Origin of the sequence: Pseudomonas sp. Ag1, from assembly GCF_000278565.1 — a bacterium.
Lineage (GTDB): Bacteria > Pseudomonadota > Gammaproteobacteria > Pseudomonadales > Pseudomonadaceae > Aquipseudomonas.
In genome coordinates this window covers 41461-61463 of record NZ_AKVH01000105.1, presented here as the reverse complement: position 1 = coordinate 61463, position 20003 = coordinate 41461, and the positions used below count along the sequence as shown (strand labels likewise).

The window sequence follows — 20003 nt, the reverse complement described above, 5'->3', positions numbered from 1 at the left end:
GCGTTTTTATTTCAGTGTCAGGAGATCTCCCATGCTCAAAGGTTTAGCCATCACACCCCCGGTTTTAGGCCGAATCTCCATCGGCAAGGTCGTCGAAAAGAACGGTAAACGTCTGCCAGAAAAGGACGATCAATTCACCCTCACCTCCCAAGTACAGAACCGTGACGGCTGGTTGCTGCATCCCCTTAACGAAGAACTGCGCAATGGTAAGGACGGCAAGCTGCGTAGCATTCCGATCCGGCTGCTGTTCAACGAGCCGGACCTCAACTTTCGGGCTGACTACAACCTGTTCGAACGTAACACCGGCCGGCCGCTGTGCGTCGGCAATGGTGAGACCTGCAAGCGTCTGACCAAGGATGGCATTCAGTCGTTGCCCTGCCCTTCACCGGATGGCTGTTCACTGGCTCAAGGCAATGCCTGCAAACCTTACGGCCGGCTCAACGTGGTGATTGGCGATGACGATCCACTTGGCAGCTTTGTCTTTCGCACTACCGGCTACAACAGCATCCGCACCCTCGCAGCGCGACTGCATTATCTGCAAGCCATCTCCGGCGATCGACTGGCCTGCCTGCCGCTGGAGTTGCGTCTTCGCGGTAAGTCCACTCGCCAAAGCCACGGCGCACCGATTTTCTACGTAGACATCACGGTACGCAGTGGTCTGGGCATGGAGGATGCCTTAATCGCAGCCAAGCAATTGGAGGAGACCCGCCAAGCCGCAGGCTTTGACCAGAGCGCCTTGGATCAAGCGGCACGGCAGGGTTTTAACAATGGGGCCTTTGAAGACAGCGAGGAGGACACCGGTGCCGTCGTCGAGGAGCTCTTTCCTGTCATTGAGGATCAGCCCAGCCGCATAAAGCTCAAAACCCCATTGGCAGTGCCTGACAAACCCTCACTCGCCCAAAAACTGGAGTCGCAAGCCTCGCAGCACAAAGGCAGGCCTTCGGTTCAGTAGCCCTTCTCAACTCTTCTGCGTTCGCCCTATTCGCTCAGGAATACCCGAATGAAATATCACAAGCTGATAGCCGGTGAAACAACCGGTACCTATGTCATGGAATCCCCGGTTACCGAGGCTGACATCCTGCAAATGGCGCAACAACTGGCAATGAGTCGTCTGGCTAAAGGCCGGGCATTGACGGAACCAAAACAGGTTTTTAGCCATCTGCAAACGCTGCTGCAGTACCACGAGCACGAGGTCTTTGCGCTACTACTGCTCGACAGCAAACATCGAGTGATTGCCTTCAGGGAGCTATTTAGAGGCACGCTGGATGGTGCCAGCGTGTACCCGCGAGAAGTGGTCAAGATTGCATTGGAGCTCAATGCTGCAGCGGTAATTCTGGTACATAACCATCCATCCGGCGATCCTGAACCAAGTCAAGCCGATCGCACGCTAACCCTGGCGCTCAAGAGCGCCCTCAGCATGATTGGCACCCAGACGTTGGATCACATCGTTGTAGGTCATGAAGGCTGCGTATCTCTGGTTGAACGAGGTTACCTTTAACTCCAATGTATACACCGTCCGATGGACCGCCTTTGGCATTGCCAGGGTGGTCGTCGGCACGGTGTCCTTCTATTTTTTTTTGTGATTCAGCGTTGTGCTCAGCTTCTGCTGCACCCGAAACCATGGGAACCATCCCCAAAAACCTTCGTGCTCGACTTACACAGGTAGCTTACACGATGGAAGAAGGCTGCCTGTCCGGCTATCTCGTCGCGATACAAGTGATAGTAAGGATTTTGTGGAATCTCGACCAACCCCCTGACGGCTTCTACTGATAGCCCTAAAGCACTTGCCCACGCTCCTTCCAAGCGATTAAACATATTGTCTCTGCCTGATTCGAGCTTACCCAGCGCATTGAATGCATCGTAGTTCAGCAAGATCGCAAAGTGATGATGTGGTCGCCCGTGCTGCCCTTGTTCCCTAGCCCAGACGTAACGCACCTTGGTGTCGTGTGCGTACTTATTCACAAGTTTCGCCATTTGGCGATTGTGCTTGATCTTGGCTTTAAAGGATTCGATGAAGCGGTCAATAACTTCGTTCGTGAAAGCGTAATCGGGCAATTGATTGTTAGCTGGTAGCCGCAAGTCAAACCTGAATGCGAACACACGAGGGTACTGATTAAGCGCTCGAGATACCGTCTGATGAAGACGGTTTAGGTACTCTTGGATGAAGGGCCCCTTATCCACCTGCACGGTCAGGCCTTGATAAGAACCTTCGTAATGAAGGGTTAAGTTCGTGTTGCCTGGATATCTAGCCATGATGGAGCTCCGAGTATTTAGTTTCATATAGTCAGGCCCACTAGTACATTTTTACTTACACCTAAGAATGCAGAGCACAGTACTGCTCTGCTTAGAGCGCCTATTTCCCTCCGACACACCCCTACACCTAACCAGTACAGACAAGCCAAACTCACAATAGAGATACTGTAAAAGCATAGTACCAATACCGAAACCTTCTGACGGCACGACACTAGATAAAACACCCACAAGCCCTGTTAAAAAAGATACATTACAGAGAAACAACAACTCTGGAAAAACACCATGAAGGATAAGTTCCTTCATGGTGTTAACTAGAACCGAGCCAGTGAAATTCACAAAGGCAAACGCAGCAGATCCTCAAGCATCATTCTTCACCAACTGATCCCGCTCTTTAACTTTACTTAGTATCCAATCGTGAACTTCACTTTCCAGCCAACCTACACAACGGTCCCCCAAGGAAATAGGTTTGGGAAATGAATCTCCCGAAATAAACTTGTAAATCGTAGATCTAGCAAGGCCAGTTAGATCCATGACCTCTTTCAATCGAATTATCCTCATGAACGCATCTCCTGTATTCGTCCAGAGGATTGGCAAGGTCAGTAGAACTTTACTGAGGGCCACGAAACTCCTGGCTACTGGCGAGTCAATGAACCACTCAGAGGCTAGAGAACGGGCATGGTAAGAAGCGACCCTTCCTTGCCATGGGCCGCGGCGTTGACGGATTTTTGAAGACCTTTCGGCAGCCGCCCCTTGTTGACCTCAAGGCGGTTCAGGCCCAGTAGCACTTCAGCGGCTTGTTCACGGGTGCTCAGTTGGGCGAACTCCATGGTGCTGATGCCTTAAACACCGCATATTTCGGCCCTGCCATAAAAAATATCTACTATAAATATTCTAGCTAAACACTATAAAACTCATGCAAAATCTCTATGTCTGTGCTATAATGCTACTGAATTTTTTCTAGAAGACTTATAAAATGGCCATCAGAATCAATGATAATCTTTCTCAGCTCTGGGGAGACAATTTAGTCAATGACCGCAGGGATATTTGGCTATGGAAACGCCTCCAAGAATACGGGCTCAATATTGGCCCCCTCGACAGAGCGCCGCGAGAGATGCGCAACATAATCGCAGAGCGCTTGAGCTTAAACCCACACATCGCTGAGACTTTGAAACAACAGGAAGCGGCAAAACTACTTCATCAGGATCACTTCAAGTGGATACATGAGGGCAAACGCCAAATCTCATGGGTAAGTAATCGATTACTTAGCGCTTCAGGACTTATTCCATTCATGATCCCAACAAACCTACATGGAATAGACAGGCTGTATTACATCGCAGACTGCTGGGAAGCTGACATCACCTACAAGCGTATTGAACTAAAGAACATAGAGGAACTGTGGAGATCACAAAAAAACACTGACAAACCTTTCAGATGGTTTAAAGACGACAACCAAAAAATCTTGCTCGCGTGGGAATGGCTTACAAAGAACACTCAACTCAATCTCTCACGCCCCCCATTTGAAGACTATGAAGACCTTTTAATATATTTTGACGAAAACTTTATCATCAACGAACAAAGAGAGCTCTACCTTACTAAAATTAAAGCACGATGGAGCCAGCAAAAATACAGAAGCAACCTATTAGGAAAGTCTCAGTACAACTTTATACTTTCCGACAAGGCCATTCGAAGTTTAGACAAAATATGCGAACAACATGAAATCAGTCGTGCTCGAGCAATAGAAATCCTCATAGCGCAAGAAGAGATAAACGCTACGTACATTGCTGAAAAACTGAAAAACTCCAAACTACTCAATCAAGATTAGTGGACTTTGCAGAAATAGATACCTGATAGATCTCCGGTCAAGACCCGACCTCACTCTCGGATTATTTCCCGCCCCAGCAGGATCTAGCTCAAGAGAGCGATACAATGGCTGCTCTCTATTTACATGCTCTACATTGTGCCAATCCATGCTGTGACGCAGCTGTTATGCAGAGCATATTGTACGGCCTGGGTCCGTCCTCCCCGACTGAACTAGTATGGGCTCTCATAACTCACGCAGGCAAAGAAACTGGGCCCAGCGCCAAACCTGGCACATCTTGCATTTACAACGTAGTTTCAAACTTCTAACCGGCAATCCAGGCATTGTCGACATCGTTGACGCCAGGACTCACCACGTATTGAATGTTTGGCCGCGCTGTCAGCCACTTGCTGACCAGGAAGTCGTAGTAAAGCTCCACTTTGGATGTAGAACATCCCGGGTGGATGTAGCGATCGATCTTGTTGGTGGCCTTGTCATGCACAGTGGCGTCGCTAAACAAGGTCAGCGCCCGTGCCGGGTTGGTCGCATCCTTGTAGACCTAATGCTGCACCACCCACTAGGCGCCGTGTTTGTTGTTGTGGGATTTGAAGCCTGTATCGCTCAGCGGCTCCTGTGCCACGTCCGCAGCAAGATAGAAATCGTCAGCCTTGGTGGTACTGTAGTAGCCGCCGACGCGGTATTCGCCGGGCGTTGGAGCAGGAAGTAGTAGAGACCGCCCATTTGCTGTACTCGAAGGCAATATGGCATGTGCTGACTCACCAGAGCGAGTGAAGGAATGCACAATCGCCAACAATGGCTATCAGAAGCCGTTGGCTCCGCTCAAAAGTGAGATCCGACGAACAGCTGTGGAATTGAGCATTGATCGACGTAAAGGTAGGAATTTAAGAAGATTCGCGAATGGTATTCCAAAAGGTATTCCAATAAAAAATTTAACCGAAAACAATCTATAATAATCAACATGTTATAGAATCAATTCAGATTACCCCGGCCCACCAAATACGAAGCACCACCAAAACCCGCCTCGTGCGGGTTTTGCTGTTCTGGGCTCCTGAAAACACACCGCCGATTGAACCTTCGGATTTTTCCCGCAAGACATCGCGCCCATGGTGAACTGGTGCTAATCAATCGACACGACTAGCCTTGAAACGTCGCTGCAAAATCAGCGACCGGGTTTAGCAGCTCGGTTAATATCAAGGCATGCAATGCCACCATCCGTTCAAGCGAGCATCCGCGTTCGCTTGTCCGCGTTATGGCGGCTGTGCGTGGGGCACTTTCGAGTGCGCTGGGTTCCTTGATTCCTGGTCTGCTAACCCGCGTACAGTCGCCACCCTTTTCGTTTAGCAGCGATGTCTGGCGACTCCACCAATCAAGGAGTTGCAGTCATGAAAAAGCACAGCCCCAACCCTCCAAGCCCGAGCCAATCCGGCACGGATATCTTCTCTATCGCCCAAAACATCGACCCCGAAACCCTGCTCGTACAGGCCTGCGAAACCCTCGCCTCACTGAACGCGCTCACTACCGACCTGGCTTTCGAGTTCGATGGCGCCTTTCGCCATAAACTCCTCGCCACCCAGCAATTGAGCGTCCTCGGCGAGTTGCTGGTGACGCGCGCACTGGACATTCTTGTGCCAACGGCAGATTCAGAAGCTACGGGAAGGTCCGTTTCCTGACAGGAAACATGACGATCCGTTTGAGCGCCCCAAAAGTAAGAAAAGGTGAGGGTCTATTTTCTTTTAAGATAAACCCCACCTTTGTTGAAACATAAGGATGTGTGCCGCAGTGAACAAGAATTCCTACGCCTACCTGATACCTGTCGTGCTGGGCGTACAGCTTCTGTTGGCCGTGCTGTTTATATGGCAGTTCAGCATCTCACCGGCCATCCACTTCAAACCGGTCGCGGAGAAAGCCTGTTTATCCGTATCTCTCGTCCTGACCCTGGCTGCGTCCGTGATTGTCTGGCGGGTAAGAAAACCTCAGCTGCGGCTCGAAAAAAAATGGACCCTGCTTAAGGCGTTTGCCGGGATGTTCATCCTATGCACGCTGTTCTCGGTGACGCTGTTTTCGTTGGCCATTTTATGTTCGGGCGGCACCCGCAGCAGCTATACGGCTCACTACGAATATTCGTCAGGCGGCAGTAAAAGCTGCAGCGGAATCACGGTCTTCGATGCTGAGCTGAATAATACGATTAAAATCTGCCGCCCCACGTGCATCGGTTATCGCGATGAAGTGAGGGTGGTGAAAGTCAGCAATGACCTGGGGATCGTTGTGAAAGAGGCCGTTATCCTTTGAGCGAGAAAGCCCTCCAGACCCTGATCAGCAGCGATGCCCAACGCTGGCACCTACTGGACATCGTCCGCTCCCTCGCCCTCCCCGACTGCTGGATCGGCGCCGGCTTCGTACGCAACGCGGTATGGGATCACCTCCACGGTCGCCCACTATCTCCACTGACCGGTGACGTCGACGTACTGTGGTTCGACGCCACCTGCACCGACCCCGACGAAGACCGCCGCCTCGAAGCCCTGTTACACGCAGCAGAACCCTCCATCATCTGGTCCGTCAAAAACCAGGCCCGCATGCACCTGCGCAACGGCGATGCGCCCTATCGCAACGCCAGCGACGCCATGCGCTTCTGGCCCGAGACCGCCACCGCAGTAGCCGTCAGGAGAACCGCAGAAGACCTATGCGAAGTTTCAGCCCCTCTCGGCCTGGAAGACCTGTTCAATCTCCAACTCAAACCCACGCCCCGCTTCACCCAGGAAAAACACGCCATCTACCAACAACGCATCACCTCCAAACGCTGGCTAACCCACTGGCCACTGCTGAAACAACCCTGACCCTACAAAAGCCTCACATTCATTCACGAATTATTAAGAATCGCCCTCGTATACTCGCCGATTGCCCGGGCCGTTCCCCCGAACGGCCCCCTGCCCCGGTAGCCAGAATCCATGACGCGTTCCGCTCCTCTGCTGCTCCTGCTCGCTGCGCTGTTGTTTTTCTTTGCCCTTGGCAATCACGAGTTGCAAGGCTCGACCGAGGCCCGTGTGGCCGGGATCGCCATGGCCATGCACCTGGATAACGATTGGGTGGTGCCGCGATTGTTCCGTGAACCCTTCCTGGAGAAACCGCCGCTGAGCCTGTGGCTCGACGCCGGGGCGATTCGCCTGTTTGGCGGTACCACTTGGGCAGTGCGCCTGGCGTCGGCGTTTGCCGGGCTGTTCAGCGTGATGCTGCTGTACGGAATGCTGCGCAAGTTTGGCCGGCCCAAGACGCTGGCGTTTGTCGCGGGCCTGATGCTGGCGACCATGGCCAGTTACTGGAGCAATGTGCGCGGCGTCGGTGAGGATTCGCTGCTCACCCTCGGGGTTACCATGGCGCTGCTGGCGTTCTATCAGGCCGCTCGGCCCGCGTCGGAGCGTGACAGTTCCAACCTGGGCACCTGGTTGCTGTTCACCCTCGGGATGGTGATCGCCACCTTGAGCAAAGGGGTTCTGGGCCTGGCCATGCCGGGTGTGGTGATCTTCGTCTATCTGGCCAGCACCAGCCTGATGGACAAACAATTCAAGCTGGGCGACTGGATCAAGCCCGGGCTGTTCACGCTGCTGGCGCTGGTGCCGCTGATGATCTGGCTGGGTTTCCTGTACCAGCGCGACGGGTTGCAGGGGGTACGTGAAGTGCTGCTGACCAACAGCGTCGGACGCTTCAGCGGTTCATTTGTCGAAGCCGGTCACTACGAGCCGTTCTATTACTACATCGTCAAATTGCCCGAAGCGTTTTTGCCGTGGAACATCCTGGTGTACCTGGGGCTGTGGCACTTCCGCAAGAGCCTGGTGCGCAACCGCTACCGGCTGTTTTTCAGCGTATGGCTGGTGGCGCAGTTCACCCTGCTGACGTTCGCCTCCAGCAAGCGCACGGTTTATCTGATGGCCTTGACGCCCGCCGCGGCAGTGCTGGCCGCCGAGTATGGCGGCGTGCTGCTGGGCTGGCTGAAAAGTCGTGGGCAGGTTTCACACGTTGCCGAACACGTTTATGAAAACCGACGGGGTCTGGTAGGTGGCTTCTTCACCGTGGTGGTGGCCTGCTACCTGATTGCGGCTTTCTGGTTCGCGCCCAAGGCCGATGTGCGCCAGTCGTTTGTGCCGGTAATCAGCCAGATCCAGGCGATGCAGGCGCAAGGCAAGGAAGTGGTGCTGTATCAGGCCAACGAGCGAATCGCCGGCGCCGGGGTGTTCTACATGCAGGGTTACTTGACGATTCTGCAGACGCCGGAGGAACTCAAAAGCTACCTCGCGGCCAAGCCCGGTAACGTGGCCCTGGTGGACAATACTGACCGGCTGAACGTCCCGGTGACGGTGGTCAAGGAGATGGCGATTAACCGTCAGCCGTACTATTTCGTCGAGCAGTAGGGCCTGTCACCACAGCGCCAGGTCGTACGTGAGGTAGATCCGGTAGTTGTCACGATCGCTCGCATAGGTCGAGCGATAAGTGGCCTTGCGCAACTCGATGCCTACGCCTTTGAAGGTGTTGTCCTGGATCACGTAGCGCAGGTTGGTGTCCGACTCCCACTCGCGGGCTTCGCGGCCCTTGAAGTCACCGTTCTGGCCCTTGTAGTAACGGGTCATGAAGGTCAGGCCTGGCAGCACGGCGGCAAAGTCGTAGTCATAACGCAGCATCCAGGTTTGCTCACCGGCCTGGATGAATTTGCCGACACCTGCGTTGCTGAAGGAATACACCGTCGACACGCTGGCGTAGGGCAACGCGGTATTGCCGGTGACTTTCTGATAACCCACGCCCAGCGCCTGCGGCCCTAGCCGGTAGGTGAACAACCCGCTGAACATGTCGCTGTCGACCTTGCCGTTGCGTGCCTCGCCCGCTTCGTTGCTGATGAAGTAACGCAAGTCGCTGGTCAGGCTGCCGGCACCCACTGGCTGTTTATGCAGCAGGCCAAAGAACTGCTGGCGATAGAATTCACGCATTTCGCCGTAGTACCAGGTACCGCTTAGCTTGGGCGTGAAGGCATAGGTGGCGCCGGCGAAATCAAAGTCGCTGCCCTTTTTGCCGCTGTAGCCCTGGGGATAAATGTCCACGCTGTCGGTCGAGTTTCGCAGCTTGAACTTGTCCAGGTGCCCGGCGTGCACGTACAGGTTACGGACGCCGCTGTACTCGACCTGAGTGCCCTGGAATGTTTGCGGCAACAGCCGGCCATCGTTGTACACCAGCACTGGAATCTTCGGCAGCAGCGTGCCGGTTTTCACCACGGCTTCACCGATGCGCATCTTGGCGGTCACGCCCAGGCTGGAGAATTCGCTGGCCGCGCGGCCATCGTCGTGCACCGGCAATAGCCCGGTGCCAGCATGGGCGCGGCTGGAGTCGAGCCGGATCCCCGACAACCCCAACGCATCCAGACCGAAACCCACCGTGCCTTCGGTATAACCCGATTGCAGGTTGAGCAAAAAGCCCTGGGCCCACTCCTTGCGGTCCTCGCCGCCGTCGCGGTAACCGTCGTTGAAATAGTAATTGCGCAAGGTCAATTTGCCGTGGGATTCCTCCCAGAAACCCTGGGCCATCAATGCCGGTGACAGGCTCGCCAGCAAGCCCGTGCACACCACTCCTCCCCTCGTGAAAAGCTCACGCATAACCGTCTCCCGAATGCCGTATTGTGATTTTTTATGGGCAGTTGCTGCCTGCGATACGCTGGACGGCGCCTCGCATTGCGGCGGACACTAACGGCTCCTCGAACGCCCGGCAACGTTATGCGAGAAGCGCATCAGGCTATGCGCAAAGCCCTCAAACCACAGGAAAATCACGGTGAATCTCAAGCAGCTCGAAGCCTTCAAGGCGATCATGTCCACCGGTTCGACCATCGGTGCGGCGACCCGCATGGGCCTGTCGCAATCCGCGGTCAGCCGGTTGTTGAGCCAGCTGGAAGAGGCATTGGGTTTCGCGTTGTTCCTGCGCAAAAAGGGCCGCTTGATGGCGACCCCGGAGGCTGAAGAACTGCTCGCCGAAGTGGCCGGCCTGGTCGACGGCATGCAGCGTATCCAGCGCCTGGCAGATGAGATGCGCGTGGGCCGTTCGCGCAAGAGCCTGATCAAGGTCGGGGTGCCCACCAGCATGACCCAGGAGCTGCTGCCGCGGATCGTCGCCGAGTTTCTCAAGGGCCGGGAAGACATCGTCGTCGAGCTGCTGACCGGTTCCTACGACATGATCGAACGGGCCGTGCTCGACCGCTCCGCCGACCTCGGTTTTGTGCGCTTGCCTACCGAGATTCCCGACTTCGAGATTGAACCGGTGCTGGAAACCGAAGGCGTGTGCGTGATGCCCGCTGACCATCCGCTGACCCGCCACGCCTGCATCGAAGTGCAACACTTGCGGGACGTGCCGCTGGTAATGCTGGGCCGGCAACGGGCCCTGCGGGCGGAGTTGAACCAGGTGTTTCGCGCAGCCAACCTGACGCCACAGGTGCGGGTGGAAGTGCACTCGGTGGGCGCCGCGTGCAGCTTTGTCGCCGAGGGGTTGGGGGTGTCGATCGTCAATGGTTTGCTGGCCAGCCACTTCATGCATTTGCCGATTGTGGTCCGTCCGTTTCGACCGGCATTGCCCTATGCATTCGGCCTGGCGTTTCGCGCGGATGAACCCAGGTCCAAGGTGGTGACGGCGTTTGCCGAGCACCTCAAGCACCGCCTGGCCGCACAAAACGCATAGCCCAACCCAGCCCGCGCATAACGTTGTCGCCGCTAAAACTTTGCCCTAGTGTCCGCTCCACAAGTGTCACCCGACACAACAATAACAGCGCACACCGGGGCAACCAGCATGACCGAACCGCAGATCGTCCGTACCCACTCGCCCACTGATACGCCGGTGGAAAAACCCGCGCAGCGCAAGCAGATCAACCCGGCCCTCATTCTGCTGAGCATCGTGCTGCTGGCTGTCGCCTTCACCTACGCGGTGAACTCGGGCAAGTTCCAGCGCCAGAAAGGCCTGGTGGTTCCGGGCTCCTATCAGGTGCTGGAAAAGCACGACTCCCTGGGCCAACTGTTCTCCGTCGAACCGCGCAAGGCCAGCGATACGGTCGCTCGGCCGGTATCGTTGGTCGAGGGCTTCATGGCCATTCCCCAAGGCATCGAAAAACGCGCCGCGCTGATTTTCATGGTGCTGTTCATCGGTGGGATGTTCGGCGTGTTGAACAAGGCCGGTGTGATTGATGCCGGTCTTGAACGCCTGCTGGGGCTGACCCGGGGCAATATCTACGTGCTGGTGCCCAGCCTCATGCTGGTGTTTTCCGCCGGCAGCACCTTCATGGGCCTGGCCAAGGAATTCATCCTGATCGTGCCGTTGATGGTGGCCATGGCCAACCGCCTGGGGCTGTCGAACCTGATCGGCCTGGCCATCGTGGCCATCTCGGTGAAGATCGGCTACCTGGCCTCCATCTCCAACCCGGTGGCGCTGTCCGTGGCGCAGCCGATGGTGGGGCTGCCGATTTTCAGCGGCCTGAGCATGCGCGTCCTGGCCTACTGCACGTTCCTGCTGGTGGGCATCGCGTTCGTACTGTGGAGTATCCGCAAGCATGGGTTTGATGCCAGCGCGCAGATCACCTTCGAACGCAAACCGCTGCCCCTGCGCCACCTGCTGAACCTGATCGTGCTGGGGGCCGGCATTGGTTTCCTGGTGTACGCCTCGAACCGCTGGGAGTGGAAATACCACGAGCTGTCGGCGTTCTACCTGCTGCTGACCGTGGCGTTCAGCGTAATCGCCGGCCTGGGTGCCAGCACCGCCGCCAGCGCCTTTGTCGACGGCATGAAAAAGGTGCTGATCGCCGGTGTGTTGATCGGCCTGGCGACCGCCGTGGAAATCATCCTCAGCACCGGCCAGGTGCTCGACACCATCGTCAACAGCCTCGCCAATCTGGTGGGTGATCATGGCCCGGTGGTCTCGGCCTACGGCATGTTCTTCGCACAACTGGGCCTGGATGTACTGATCCCGTCCACCTCGGGGCAGGCGGCGGTGACCATGCCGATCTTCGGGCCGCTGGGACAGCTCTCCGGCGTCAGCCCGCAAACCACGGTGTTCGCGTTTTTGATGGGCAACGGCCTGACCAACATGATCACCCCGACCTCCAGCGGCCTGTTGGTATTGCTGGCCACCGCCAACGTCGGCTGGGGCCAGTGGGCACGCTACATCCTGCCGCTGTTTCTGATCTATGCGGTGCTGGCGATGGTGTTGTTGGCCATTGCCGTAGGCACCGGGTACTGAACCCATGAGTGTTTTCCCCATGCAGACGCTGCACAACCAGATGATCGCCATGCGCGACGGCATCCACCTGGCCACCGATATCTACTTGCCCCACGGTCCAGGCCCTTTTCCGGTGGTGATCGAACGCACCCCGTACGACAAGAGCAAACCATCGCGCTCGGAAATCCAGCTCGACGGCCAGCATATTTCCCGCGAGCAAATGGCCGCGCGGTTCACGGCCCAGGGCTTTGTCGCGATCTTCCAGGATTGCCGCGGGCGCTATGCCTCCGAAGGCGTGTTTACCAAATACACCGCCGAGGGCGAAGACGGTTGCGACACCTTGGCCTGGATCGTCGAGCAGCCGTGGTGCAACGGCAAGATTGGCAGCATGGGCCTGTCCTACGCCGCCCACACGCAACTGGCGATGGCCTGCCTGCATCCGCCGGGCCTCGCCAGCATGGTGCTGGACAGCGGCGGCTTCGCCAACGCCTACCAATGCGGGATTCGCCAGGGCGGCGCGCTGGAGCTCAAGCAGGCCACCTGGGCGTTTCGCCAGGCCAAGGAAAGCCCGGCGGCCCTGGCGGATCCGAAGATCCTCGAAGCCCTGGAACAGGAAGACATCCACCAGTGGTTCAAGCGCATGCCGTGGCACGCCGGGCAATCGCCCCTGCGGCATGTGCCGGAGTACGAAGCCTATCTGCTGGAGCAGTGGGCCCAGGGCGACTTCGGCCCGTACTGGCAAGCGCCGGGCATCTACGCCGAGGGGCATTACCACGATCTGCCGGATATCCCGGTGCTGTTCATGTCCAGTTGGTACGACGCCTATGTCAGTTCGACCCTCGCCAACTACGCGGCGTTTTGCGCCGGCAGTACGGCGCAGCATCAGTTGATCATGGGCCCCTGGCTGCATGGTGATCGCAATATCACTCACAGTGGCGATGCGCAATTTGGTGCGCCAGCGGCCTTCGACGGGCAGGTGGCGAAAGACTGGTTGAGCTGCCGCCTGGACTGGTTTGAACGCACCCTCAAGGGTTCGCCGCTGCCTGCACCCGCGGCGGTGAAGGTGTTCTTGATGGGCGGTGGCACCGGTGAGCGCGATCAACAGGGGCGCTTGCAACATGGCGGGCACTGGATCGACAGTCATCAATGGCCGCTACCGGATAGCCGGCAACTCACCCTGCACCTCACCGCACAACGCCAACTGCAACCTGAACCACCGACCACCGAGGGCCAGCTCAGCTACTGCGCCGACCCTGCCGATCCGGTGCCGACCATCGGTGGCGCCCTGACCTCCGGCGCGCCGATTTTTGTCGGCGGCGCTTTCGACCAACGCGAGCGGGCGGACTTCTTCGGTACCCGTGGCGACCAGCGCCCCCTGGCCGAGCGCAGCGATGTCTTAAGCTTCCAGACCGAGCCACTCAGCCACGACCTGATCGTCGCAGGCCCGCTGCGCGTAGAGCTATGGATCGACAGCGATGCGCCCGACACCGACTTCACCGCCAAACTGGTCGACGTCTACCCGGACGGCTACGCCATGAACATCACCGACGGCATCCTGCGGGCCCGCTACCGAAACACCTGGGAGCACCCCATCCTGCTGACCCCGGGTGAGCGGGTCAAGGTGGTGATCGAACCCTTCGCCACCTGCAATCTGTTCCAGCGCGGCCACCGGTTGCGCCTGGACGTCGCCAGCAGCAACTTCCCGCGCTTTGACGTCAACCCCAACAGCGGCGAAGCACCCGGCCAGGCAGAACATCCCAGGGTGGCGCGCAACACGCTACACCTGAGTACCGATTGCCCGTCACGCCTGATACTGACCGTGGTCGAGGCCTTGAGTAACTAACTACCGCCATCCACACGTCGAGACTGCGCACCCTCAGGGACCATTGACTCCCTGAGGACCGGCCATGCCCGCCCAGCCCCCGAACACATCACCACTTACCCCGGAACAACTGAACGGCTACCTGCTGCAAATCGGTCATCGTCTACAGATTTTCCCCAACGGCCACGCACCGGCAGCGCAGTCTTCTACCGAGTTGCTGGAGGTGCAGGCATTGCACACCGCCCTGGCAGAAGAAAGCCGCTGGAGCCTGCAGAACGCACAAGTGCATTACACCGTCCCCGGCGACTGGCTGATCCAGGGCGAGCCCGGCCGGTTGAACCGCACGCGCATCAGCCAGGCATTGCACAAGAAGCTGGCCGCCCTGGAAATCGAACGGCGGCCCAACGGCCATCTACGCAAGAACTGGATACTCGACAGCCACCAGCCGATGCTGGAGGCCGAGGCCAGGCTGAAGGTCAAGGATCGCCTGCTCAGCCCTGCCGACCAGCTGCTGGTGACGAATATCGTCAGCGGCCCCGAGCTGCGCCCGGGTATCCATCGCCTGACGTTTCGCTACCGCCAGCAGACCATCGAGTTCGCCGGGGTGTTCATACTCACGCGCAGCCAGACACCAGTCACCCACCTGGAGATCGAGGACGGTGATGTGTTGCTGTTCACCCCTTCCCGAGGCCTGGAGGCTTTCACCTCGCTCAAACACCTGGACCGCACGTTGCAAGAGCGCATGAAGCAGGCGGCCTGGCGTCAGGAACTGCTGCAACACTTGCCGCGCTGTTACCAGCACTTGCGCGCGGCGAGTATCTGGCCGCTGGTGCCAGGCCCTATCGACAGCCTCCCGCTGAACGAACACACCTACAACGCCCTGCAGGACAAACAACATCAGGACATCGCGTTTGCCCTTGGCCTGGAAGGCCACCCCGCGCCGACAGACGTCGCCAGAATGACCCTCGAACTGGACCAGGCGCTGCGCTGCTCGCCTTGGGACCTGGCCTCGCGCCTGGAACTGCGCGCGCAACAGTTACTGGAAAAACTGCTCCACGAATCCGCCCCCGACTGGTACCGCAGCGCCAATGAGTCTCAGCGCAAAACCCTCGCCGAACACCTGCGCACTTACGAACACCTCAGCCTGCAAGTGCTGGCGCTGCTCGGCCCGGCGGCCTCGCCCGAGGCCATGGCACGCCTGCAATTGCTTGAGCACCTGGACGACGACATGGATATCCAGGGCCTGATCCCCGAGCAACTGCAGATCAGCACTGAACGCACCCTTAAGTCGGGCAACTCGTACAACCAGCACAACAACCTGGTGCAACTGGCAGTACGTGGCTTGCACCGTGGCGATGAACACGCCGGTTCCGAGTTTCTCGAGCACACCCAACTGACCTACGCCCAGCAGCCATTGCCGCCCGAGTTCCAGGACGTCACCCCGGCTTACCTCGCCGAGCTGCTGGCCAAGGTTCAACCAAGCCTGACCTTCGCCGAAGAACAAAAGCGCGCCCACAGTTTGCCCGCCGTACAGGAAGCCATGCAGCAGATGCTCGACAGCCGCCTGCACGCGCTGGCCTACAGTGCATCGTTGCAAAACCATATCAGCGCGGACGACTACGCACTGCTGCAAACCCTGAGTGAAGGCCCCTCGCCCACACTCACTGCCTGCTGCCTGTTCCTGCACAAGGCTCCGCTCAAGGACCTGTGGGTGCTGCGCCAGACCGATGCAACGGGCGCGGTCAAACGCTTGCTGCTGTGCACGCCTCACGCGCCACGCGCCGAACAGTTCCAGGCCTTTGGCAGCGAGCGGGAATTGCAGGCGCATATCCTCGGCTGGAGCCAGGAGATAGCGTTCGCTCCCGGTTCGCGCAGCATGAAAGACTACCTGCTTGAACAGTTGGTCAGCCGGATCCGGCCCAAATACAGCGCGATGCTTTCCGCCCTGGGTTTTACCCCGGCCAGCCTTGAGTATTTGATGATCAGTTTCGGCGCGCCCTCCACCTATGAGGCCTGCCTGGTGGAAATGAGCACCACGACGCTGGCCATGCAGGCCGATGAATACCTGTATCAGATGCCCAAGTGGCTGAGCCAGGCATCGGCAGCCGACCGACAGAAACTCGCCGATCTCAAGGAACAGGCACTGGGCGCGGCAAAGGCCTACGCCGCAAGCCCGGGTAGCCCACAACAGTTTCCCGACTTCGACAGTTACTTGCACAAGGCGGCAAAAACCGCCCTCAACCAACTGCTCGGCAACCCGATCCCGGCGGTAGACCCAAATCTCGTGGGCGTGATCACCCCGCGCGAACGCGTCAGCTACACCACGCTGTACCGCAATGGCTACGACGCCAGCCTGGGCTTTATCAACCCCGACGCCAGCACCACCGCGCAGTTCAAGGGAACGCCCGGCGTCGACCTGAGTCGACTCACCGCGCAAACGGTGAGCAACTCGGTCAGAGGCACCTGGATCGGTGACCGCTATGTCGCCGAGGTCGAGAAAACCCTGTTGGACCCGCAAGGCCCCCACTATGCATGGCGCCGCAACATGGCCCTGGAGGTTGCCCAACTGCACATGCACGTCGCTGCGCTTGAGTGCTGCCTGCAAGGCTGCCTGGCAACAAGCGACCTGGCCTGGCTGGAAAAAAGCATCGACAGCCTGGCCGATAACAGCGATGCCGTGCGCAATCGGTATCGGCTCTATCCCCTGCACATCAGCGGCCAAGTGATCGATGGCTGCTACCTGTTCCACCACGCCAACGACCTGCCCCTGCTCTACACCCCGCACGCACCGGATGGCATCGCCTTCAGGCCGCAACGGGAATTCAACGAACGCCTGAAAAACCTTGAAGGCATGGACACCTACTACATCAGCCGGGTCGCCAGCGTTGAGCGCGCGGCGTTCGAGCCGAGGTTGCATGCGTTGGTGGCCGGCCTGCCGGCACAGCTCAAGGGGGTGTATTCCAAGCCGGTGTTCGACGAAGTGCCTCGCACCGCACTGCCGCTGAAGAACCTGCATTACCATACCTACGACAAAAAGCTGCGTCACCGTATCGACGAAGTCAAAAGCACCACCACCGGGCGCTTGCAGATGATCATGGAGCTGGTCAGCGTGATCGGCGAAATCACCATTGCCGTGCTGACCGCGCCCTTCCCGGCACTGAGCCTGGCCTTGGGCGGCTTGCTGGTGTTCAAGGATTCGATGCTCGCCCTGCATGCCTACAGCCGCAACGACACCGCCGCCGCGCTGGGACACTATCTGGGTGCGCTGCTCAATGCCGGCGGGACGTTGTTGACCGACCTGCGGCCCCTGCTGTTCGCCCCCGTCAAGCTCGCCCGTCCGCCGTTACGCCATATTGCCCGGGTGACCAAGGACCAACAGGCCATGACCTTGATCAAGCAACTGCAACCGCAGCCCCCATTGCCCCAGGGCATGCAGCCTGTGCTGTTTGCCGGCGACAGCCTGTGGGCCTCGCACACCCCGGACAGCCTGGGGCGATTCCTGTTGTTTCGCTACGACAACACCAGCGGGCAATTGCGCTCCACCGGCAAGCTGGTGAACCAGACGGTGGACGGCCAGTGGCAGCGCTCCGGTGTCATCGGTGGCATGCCTGGCCCTGAAAGGCTCGGGCAGCCCTATGAGTTGTCGGAAAAGTTTCGCCGGGACGTATCGGCTGTCATCGCCCCCGAGGACCGGTCGGCGCTGTTCCTGCAAATCGCCTACCTGGATCGAGACCTCAATACCCACAGCATCTGGATCTCGCGTCGGCAACTCGCCCCGGCACTCAAACAGCACCTGGACAATGTCAGGGCCCTGACGGATGACGCCGACGCGTTTTTTGCACGGTTGCCCGCCGTGGTTCCCCGGGCCGAAACCCTGAACCCGGCGCCAGACATTGCCCTGCGTGATTTGCTCAAGCTGCTGATCGATGACGCGCACCACCTGGTAGTGGGCGAGGCACCGTTTTCCACCGCAGCTAAACAGGTGCTGATCGAAAACATGCAATACCTGCGCGAACTGAACGTGACGGTTCTCTATATCGAGCCGCTGTGGCGCGACATTCATCACTTGAAAACCCATTCACGGTTTTCCAGTGGTCTCTCCAAACGGGCCGAGGGCCAGCTCAAATCCATCGACAAGGAAAATTACCGCGACCCCGACGGGTTGCACGGCCACTGGATGCTGGTAAACACCGCGCAACAGCACGGGATTGAGGTTCGGCCGTTGAACGCCTCAAGCTCCTACGACCTGGAAAACACCCTGTGCCTGTTTGATTCACGCCCGGCCCCGATTCGCGCCAACCGGCTGACCAACTTTTACTCCCACACCCTCATCAACGACGACCAGGCGAAAAAACCGGGCGAGCGCTGGATAGCGTTGGTTGATCAAAAACGCATGAGTACCTATCGCGGCACGCCGGGCCTGGCCGACCTGCAAAAGAGCATTGCCCTGCGGGTCGACGACGCCTTCGACCAACCCACCCGAGTCATCGCGGATGTGGCCGGCGGCATTCCCGGCGATGCCCTGGCCAAGGGCGACCTGAAGCTGTCGCTGCACACGGCACGCCAACCGGCGCCGCACCCGGGGCCCTCGGTGGAGCGCTCACACGCGCTACGGCCAACGCGCCCTCTGCCTGTTGAGGCGCCGCGCCACTTCAGCACCTTTGACCTGCCCCATGAACACCTGGGCCTGATCAGCGAGGAAATCACCTTGCCGATAGGCACGCGTGAAGCGCTCTTCGCCACCGCCTACAGGGAGACCGCCAGCAGCCGTCGCGCGGCGCAAACCACCTTCGACCAGACCCGCAAAAAACTTCAGGATCAGGCCCAGGCGTTTTTTACCGAACACACACCGCCTGCTCGGGGAGCACTGCCTGCGGTCGACCCGGCCCTGGATGAGGCGAAATTTATCGATCAACTGCTGGACACCGCCGATGGCCTGGTAGTCGGCGAAGCCCACGCCGGTACGTCGAGCAAAGGCTTCCTCAGCCGGCACATGGAATACCTGAAGGGCCCGCGAGAAGTAAAAACCCTGTACATGGAGCAACTCACCACCGAGCTGCATCAAGCCGACCTGGATATCGTCCACAGCCTGGGCTTTATGCCAGATGAACTGTGGAGCTACCTCAACGCATTGGACAAAGGCCACGGCGTACCGGCCGACAGCCCCTACAGTTTTGTCAGCCTGGTGCAGGTGGCGATGAAGCATAACGTGCGGATCCGCGCGCTCGACTGTGTCGCCAGCTTGCGGGTGGACGGCATGACCGGCTCCAGGACATCAATGTTCAACTACTTTGCGACCCAGGTGATCCGCGCCGATCAACTTCAACAGGGGCCACACAAGTGGGTCGCGCTGGTGGGCGAAACGCACGCCAATACCCATCGCGGCGTGCCGGGCATTGCCGAGCTCAACAACGGCATCAGTCTACTGCTGGACGATGTGCCTCCCGGCTCGGCCAGCGGCTTTGTGCGTGAGCCCGCCAGCGTCCAGGCGCTGCCGCGCGAGCAGCAATGGCCATTGGTGCGCTACGACTTCAAGAAAAACGTCGAAGTCGCCGGTGCGCCATTGCCGCTACCTGCCACGCCCGCACCACCCCTCAGCCTCGAACAACGCCTGCGGCGCAAAGGCGACTACCTGCTTCAGCGCACCCTGGACGACGGGTTGGAGATGGTCCATAAAAACCGCGACGGCGTACTGGTCCACACCGCGTTGCAGCAGGATGCCAGGGGGCACTTCGTCAATCGCTGGAACCTGGATGACCGCCGTTTCAGCAGCAGGGAAGCGTTGATCGACATCATCACCACCAGCAAAAGAATGCGCCAAGTCCACTGATCCTCGCACCGCCCTCTGCATGAGGGCGGTGCGACCGCTCGTCGCTCACG

At 58.5% G+C, this 20003-nt stretch carries 16 protein-coding genes; 11 read left to right on the top strand and 5 right to left on the bottom strand.

Annotated elements, in window-relative coordinates; all coding sequences use genetic code 11:
- The first annotated feature begins 31 nt into the window (after positions 1–31).
- Positions 32–952: a recombination directionality factor gene (locus tag A462_RS11115; RefSeq protein ID WP_008436729.1), complete on the top strand. Its 921-nt coding sequence runs from the start codon at positions 32–34 to the stop codon at positions 950–952.
- A 48-nt stretch (positions 953–1000) separates the two neighbouring features.
- Positions 1001–1498, top strand: coding sequence for a RadC family protein (radC, locus tag A462_RS11120; RefSeq protein WP_008436727.1), 498 nt, complete (start codon positions 1001–1003; stop codon positions 1496–1498).
- 98 nt (positions 1499–1596) lie between these two features.
- Here the strand turns inward: radC and A462_RS11125 are convergent, their stop codons facing one another.
- From A462_RS11125 to A462_RS34300, 3 genes are all read right to left on the bottom strand, one after another.
- Entirely contained in the window at positions 1597–2253 is a 657-nt protein-coding gene (locus A462_RS11125) for a YagK/YfjJ domain-containing protein (protein ID WP_008436725.1), read from the bottom strand.
- Between the two features lie 357 nt (positions 2254–2610).
- On the bottom strand, positions 2611–2811 hold the full coding sequence (locus tag A462_RS33530; RefSeq protein WP_008436723.1) for a helix-turn-helix transcriptional regulator: 201 nt from the start codon (positions 2809–2811) through the stop codon (positions 2611–2613).
- Between the two features lie 104 nt (positions 2812–2915).
- A complete protein-coding gene (locus tag A462_RS34300) occupies positions 2916–3080 on the bottom strand; it encodes a hypothetical protein (protein ID WP_008436721.1) in 165 nt (54 codons plus the stop codon).
- A 146-nt stretch (positions 3081–3226) separates the two neighbouring features.
- Between A462_RS34300 and A462_RS11135 the strand changes: the two genes are divergently transcribed.
- Positions 3227–4075, top strand: coding sequence for a hypothetical protein (locus A462_RS11135; RefSeq protein WP_008436720.1), 849 nt, complete (start codon positions 3227–3229; stop codon positions 4073–4075).
- A 301-nt stretch (positions 4076–4376) separates the two neighbouring features.
- Here A462_RS11135 and A462_RS34295 read toward each other — a convergent pair whose 3' ends face one another.
- Complete coding sequence (locus A462_RS34295; protein ID WP_008436719.1) at positions 4377–4571, bottom strand: carbohydrate porin; 195 nt, start codon at positions 4569–4571, stop codon at positions 4377–4379.
- 883 nt (positions 4572–5454) lie between these two features.
- On the opposite strand from A462_RS34295, the gene A462_RS11145 reads away from it, so the two are divergent.
- The 4 genes from A462_RS11145 (at position 5455) to A462_RS11160 (ending at position 8475) form a co-directional block, all read left to right on the top strand.
- On the top strand, positions 5455–5742 hold the full coding sequence (locus tag A462_RS11145) for a DUF6124 family protein (protein ID WP_008436718.1): 288 nt from the start codon (positions 5455–5457) through the stop codon (positions 5740–5742).
- A gap of 109 nt (positions 5743–5851) precedes the next feature.
- Positions 5852–6361, top strand: a complete 510-nt coding sequence (locus A462_RS11150) for a hypothetical protein (RefSeq protein WP_008436717.1) — start codon at positions 5852–5854, stop codon at positions 6359–6361.
- Entirely contained in the window at positions 6358–6906 is a 549-nt protein-coding gene (locus A462_RS11155; protein WP_008436716.1) for a nucleotidyltransferase family protein, read from the top strand. The genes A462_RS11150 and A462_RS11155 overlap by 4 nt, the downstream gene beginning before the upstream one ends.
- A 111-nt stretch (positions 6907–7017) precedes the next feature.
- Positions 7018–8475, top strand: a complete 1458-nt coding sequence (locus A462_RS11160) for an ArnT family glycosyltransferase (protein WP_008436715.1) — start codon at positions 7018–7020, stop codon at positions 8473–8475.
- 6 nt (positions 8476–8481) lie between these two features.
- Here the strand turns inward: A462_RS11160 and A462_RS11165 are convergent, their stop codons facing one another.
- Positions 8482–9705 carry an OprD family porin gene (locus tag A462_RS11165; RefSeq protein WP_032899532.1) on the bottom strand — a complete coding sequence of 408 codons (1224 nt, stop codon included), beginning with the start codon at positions 9703–9705 and terminating at the stop codon, positions 8482–8484.
- A 172-nt stretch (positions 9706–9877) separates the two neighbouring features.
- Here A462_RS11165 and A462_RS11170 point away from each other — a divergent pair, with 172 nt between their 5' ends.
- The 4 genes from A462_RS11170 (at position 9878) to A462_RS11185 (ending at position 19953) form a co-directional block, all read left to right on the top strand.
- Positions 9878–10774, top strand: coding sequence for a LysR family transcriptional regulator (locus tag A462_RS11170; protein ID WP_003212270.1), 897 nt, complete (start codon positions 9878–9880; stop codon positions 10772–10774).
- A gap of 108 nt (positions 10775–10882) precedes the next feature.
- A complete protein-coding gene (locus tag A462_RS11175) occupies positions 10883–12322 on the top strand; it encodes a YfcC family protein (protein ID WP_008436711.1) in 1440 nt (479 codons plus the stop codon).
- Positions 12323–12341: 19 nt separating this feature from the next.
- The gene (locus A462_RS11180) at positions 12342–14144 is read left to right on the top strand and encodes a CocE/NonD family hydrolase (RefSeq protein WP_008436709.1); all 1803 of its coding nucleotides are present in this window, start codon (positions 12342–12344) and stop codon (positions 14142–14144) included.
- Between the two features lie 64 nt (positions 14145–14208).
- On the top strand, positions 14209–19953 hold the full coding sequence (locus tag A462_RS11185) for a membrane-targeted effector domain-containing toxin (protein WP_008436708.1): 5745 nt from the start codon (positions 14209–14211) through the stop codon (positions 19951–19953).
- Positions 19954–20003 lie beyond the last annotated feature (50 nt).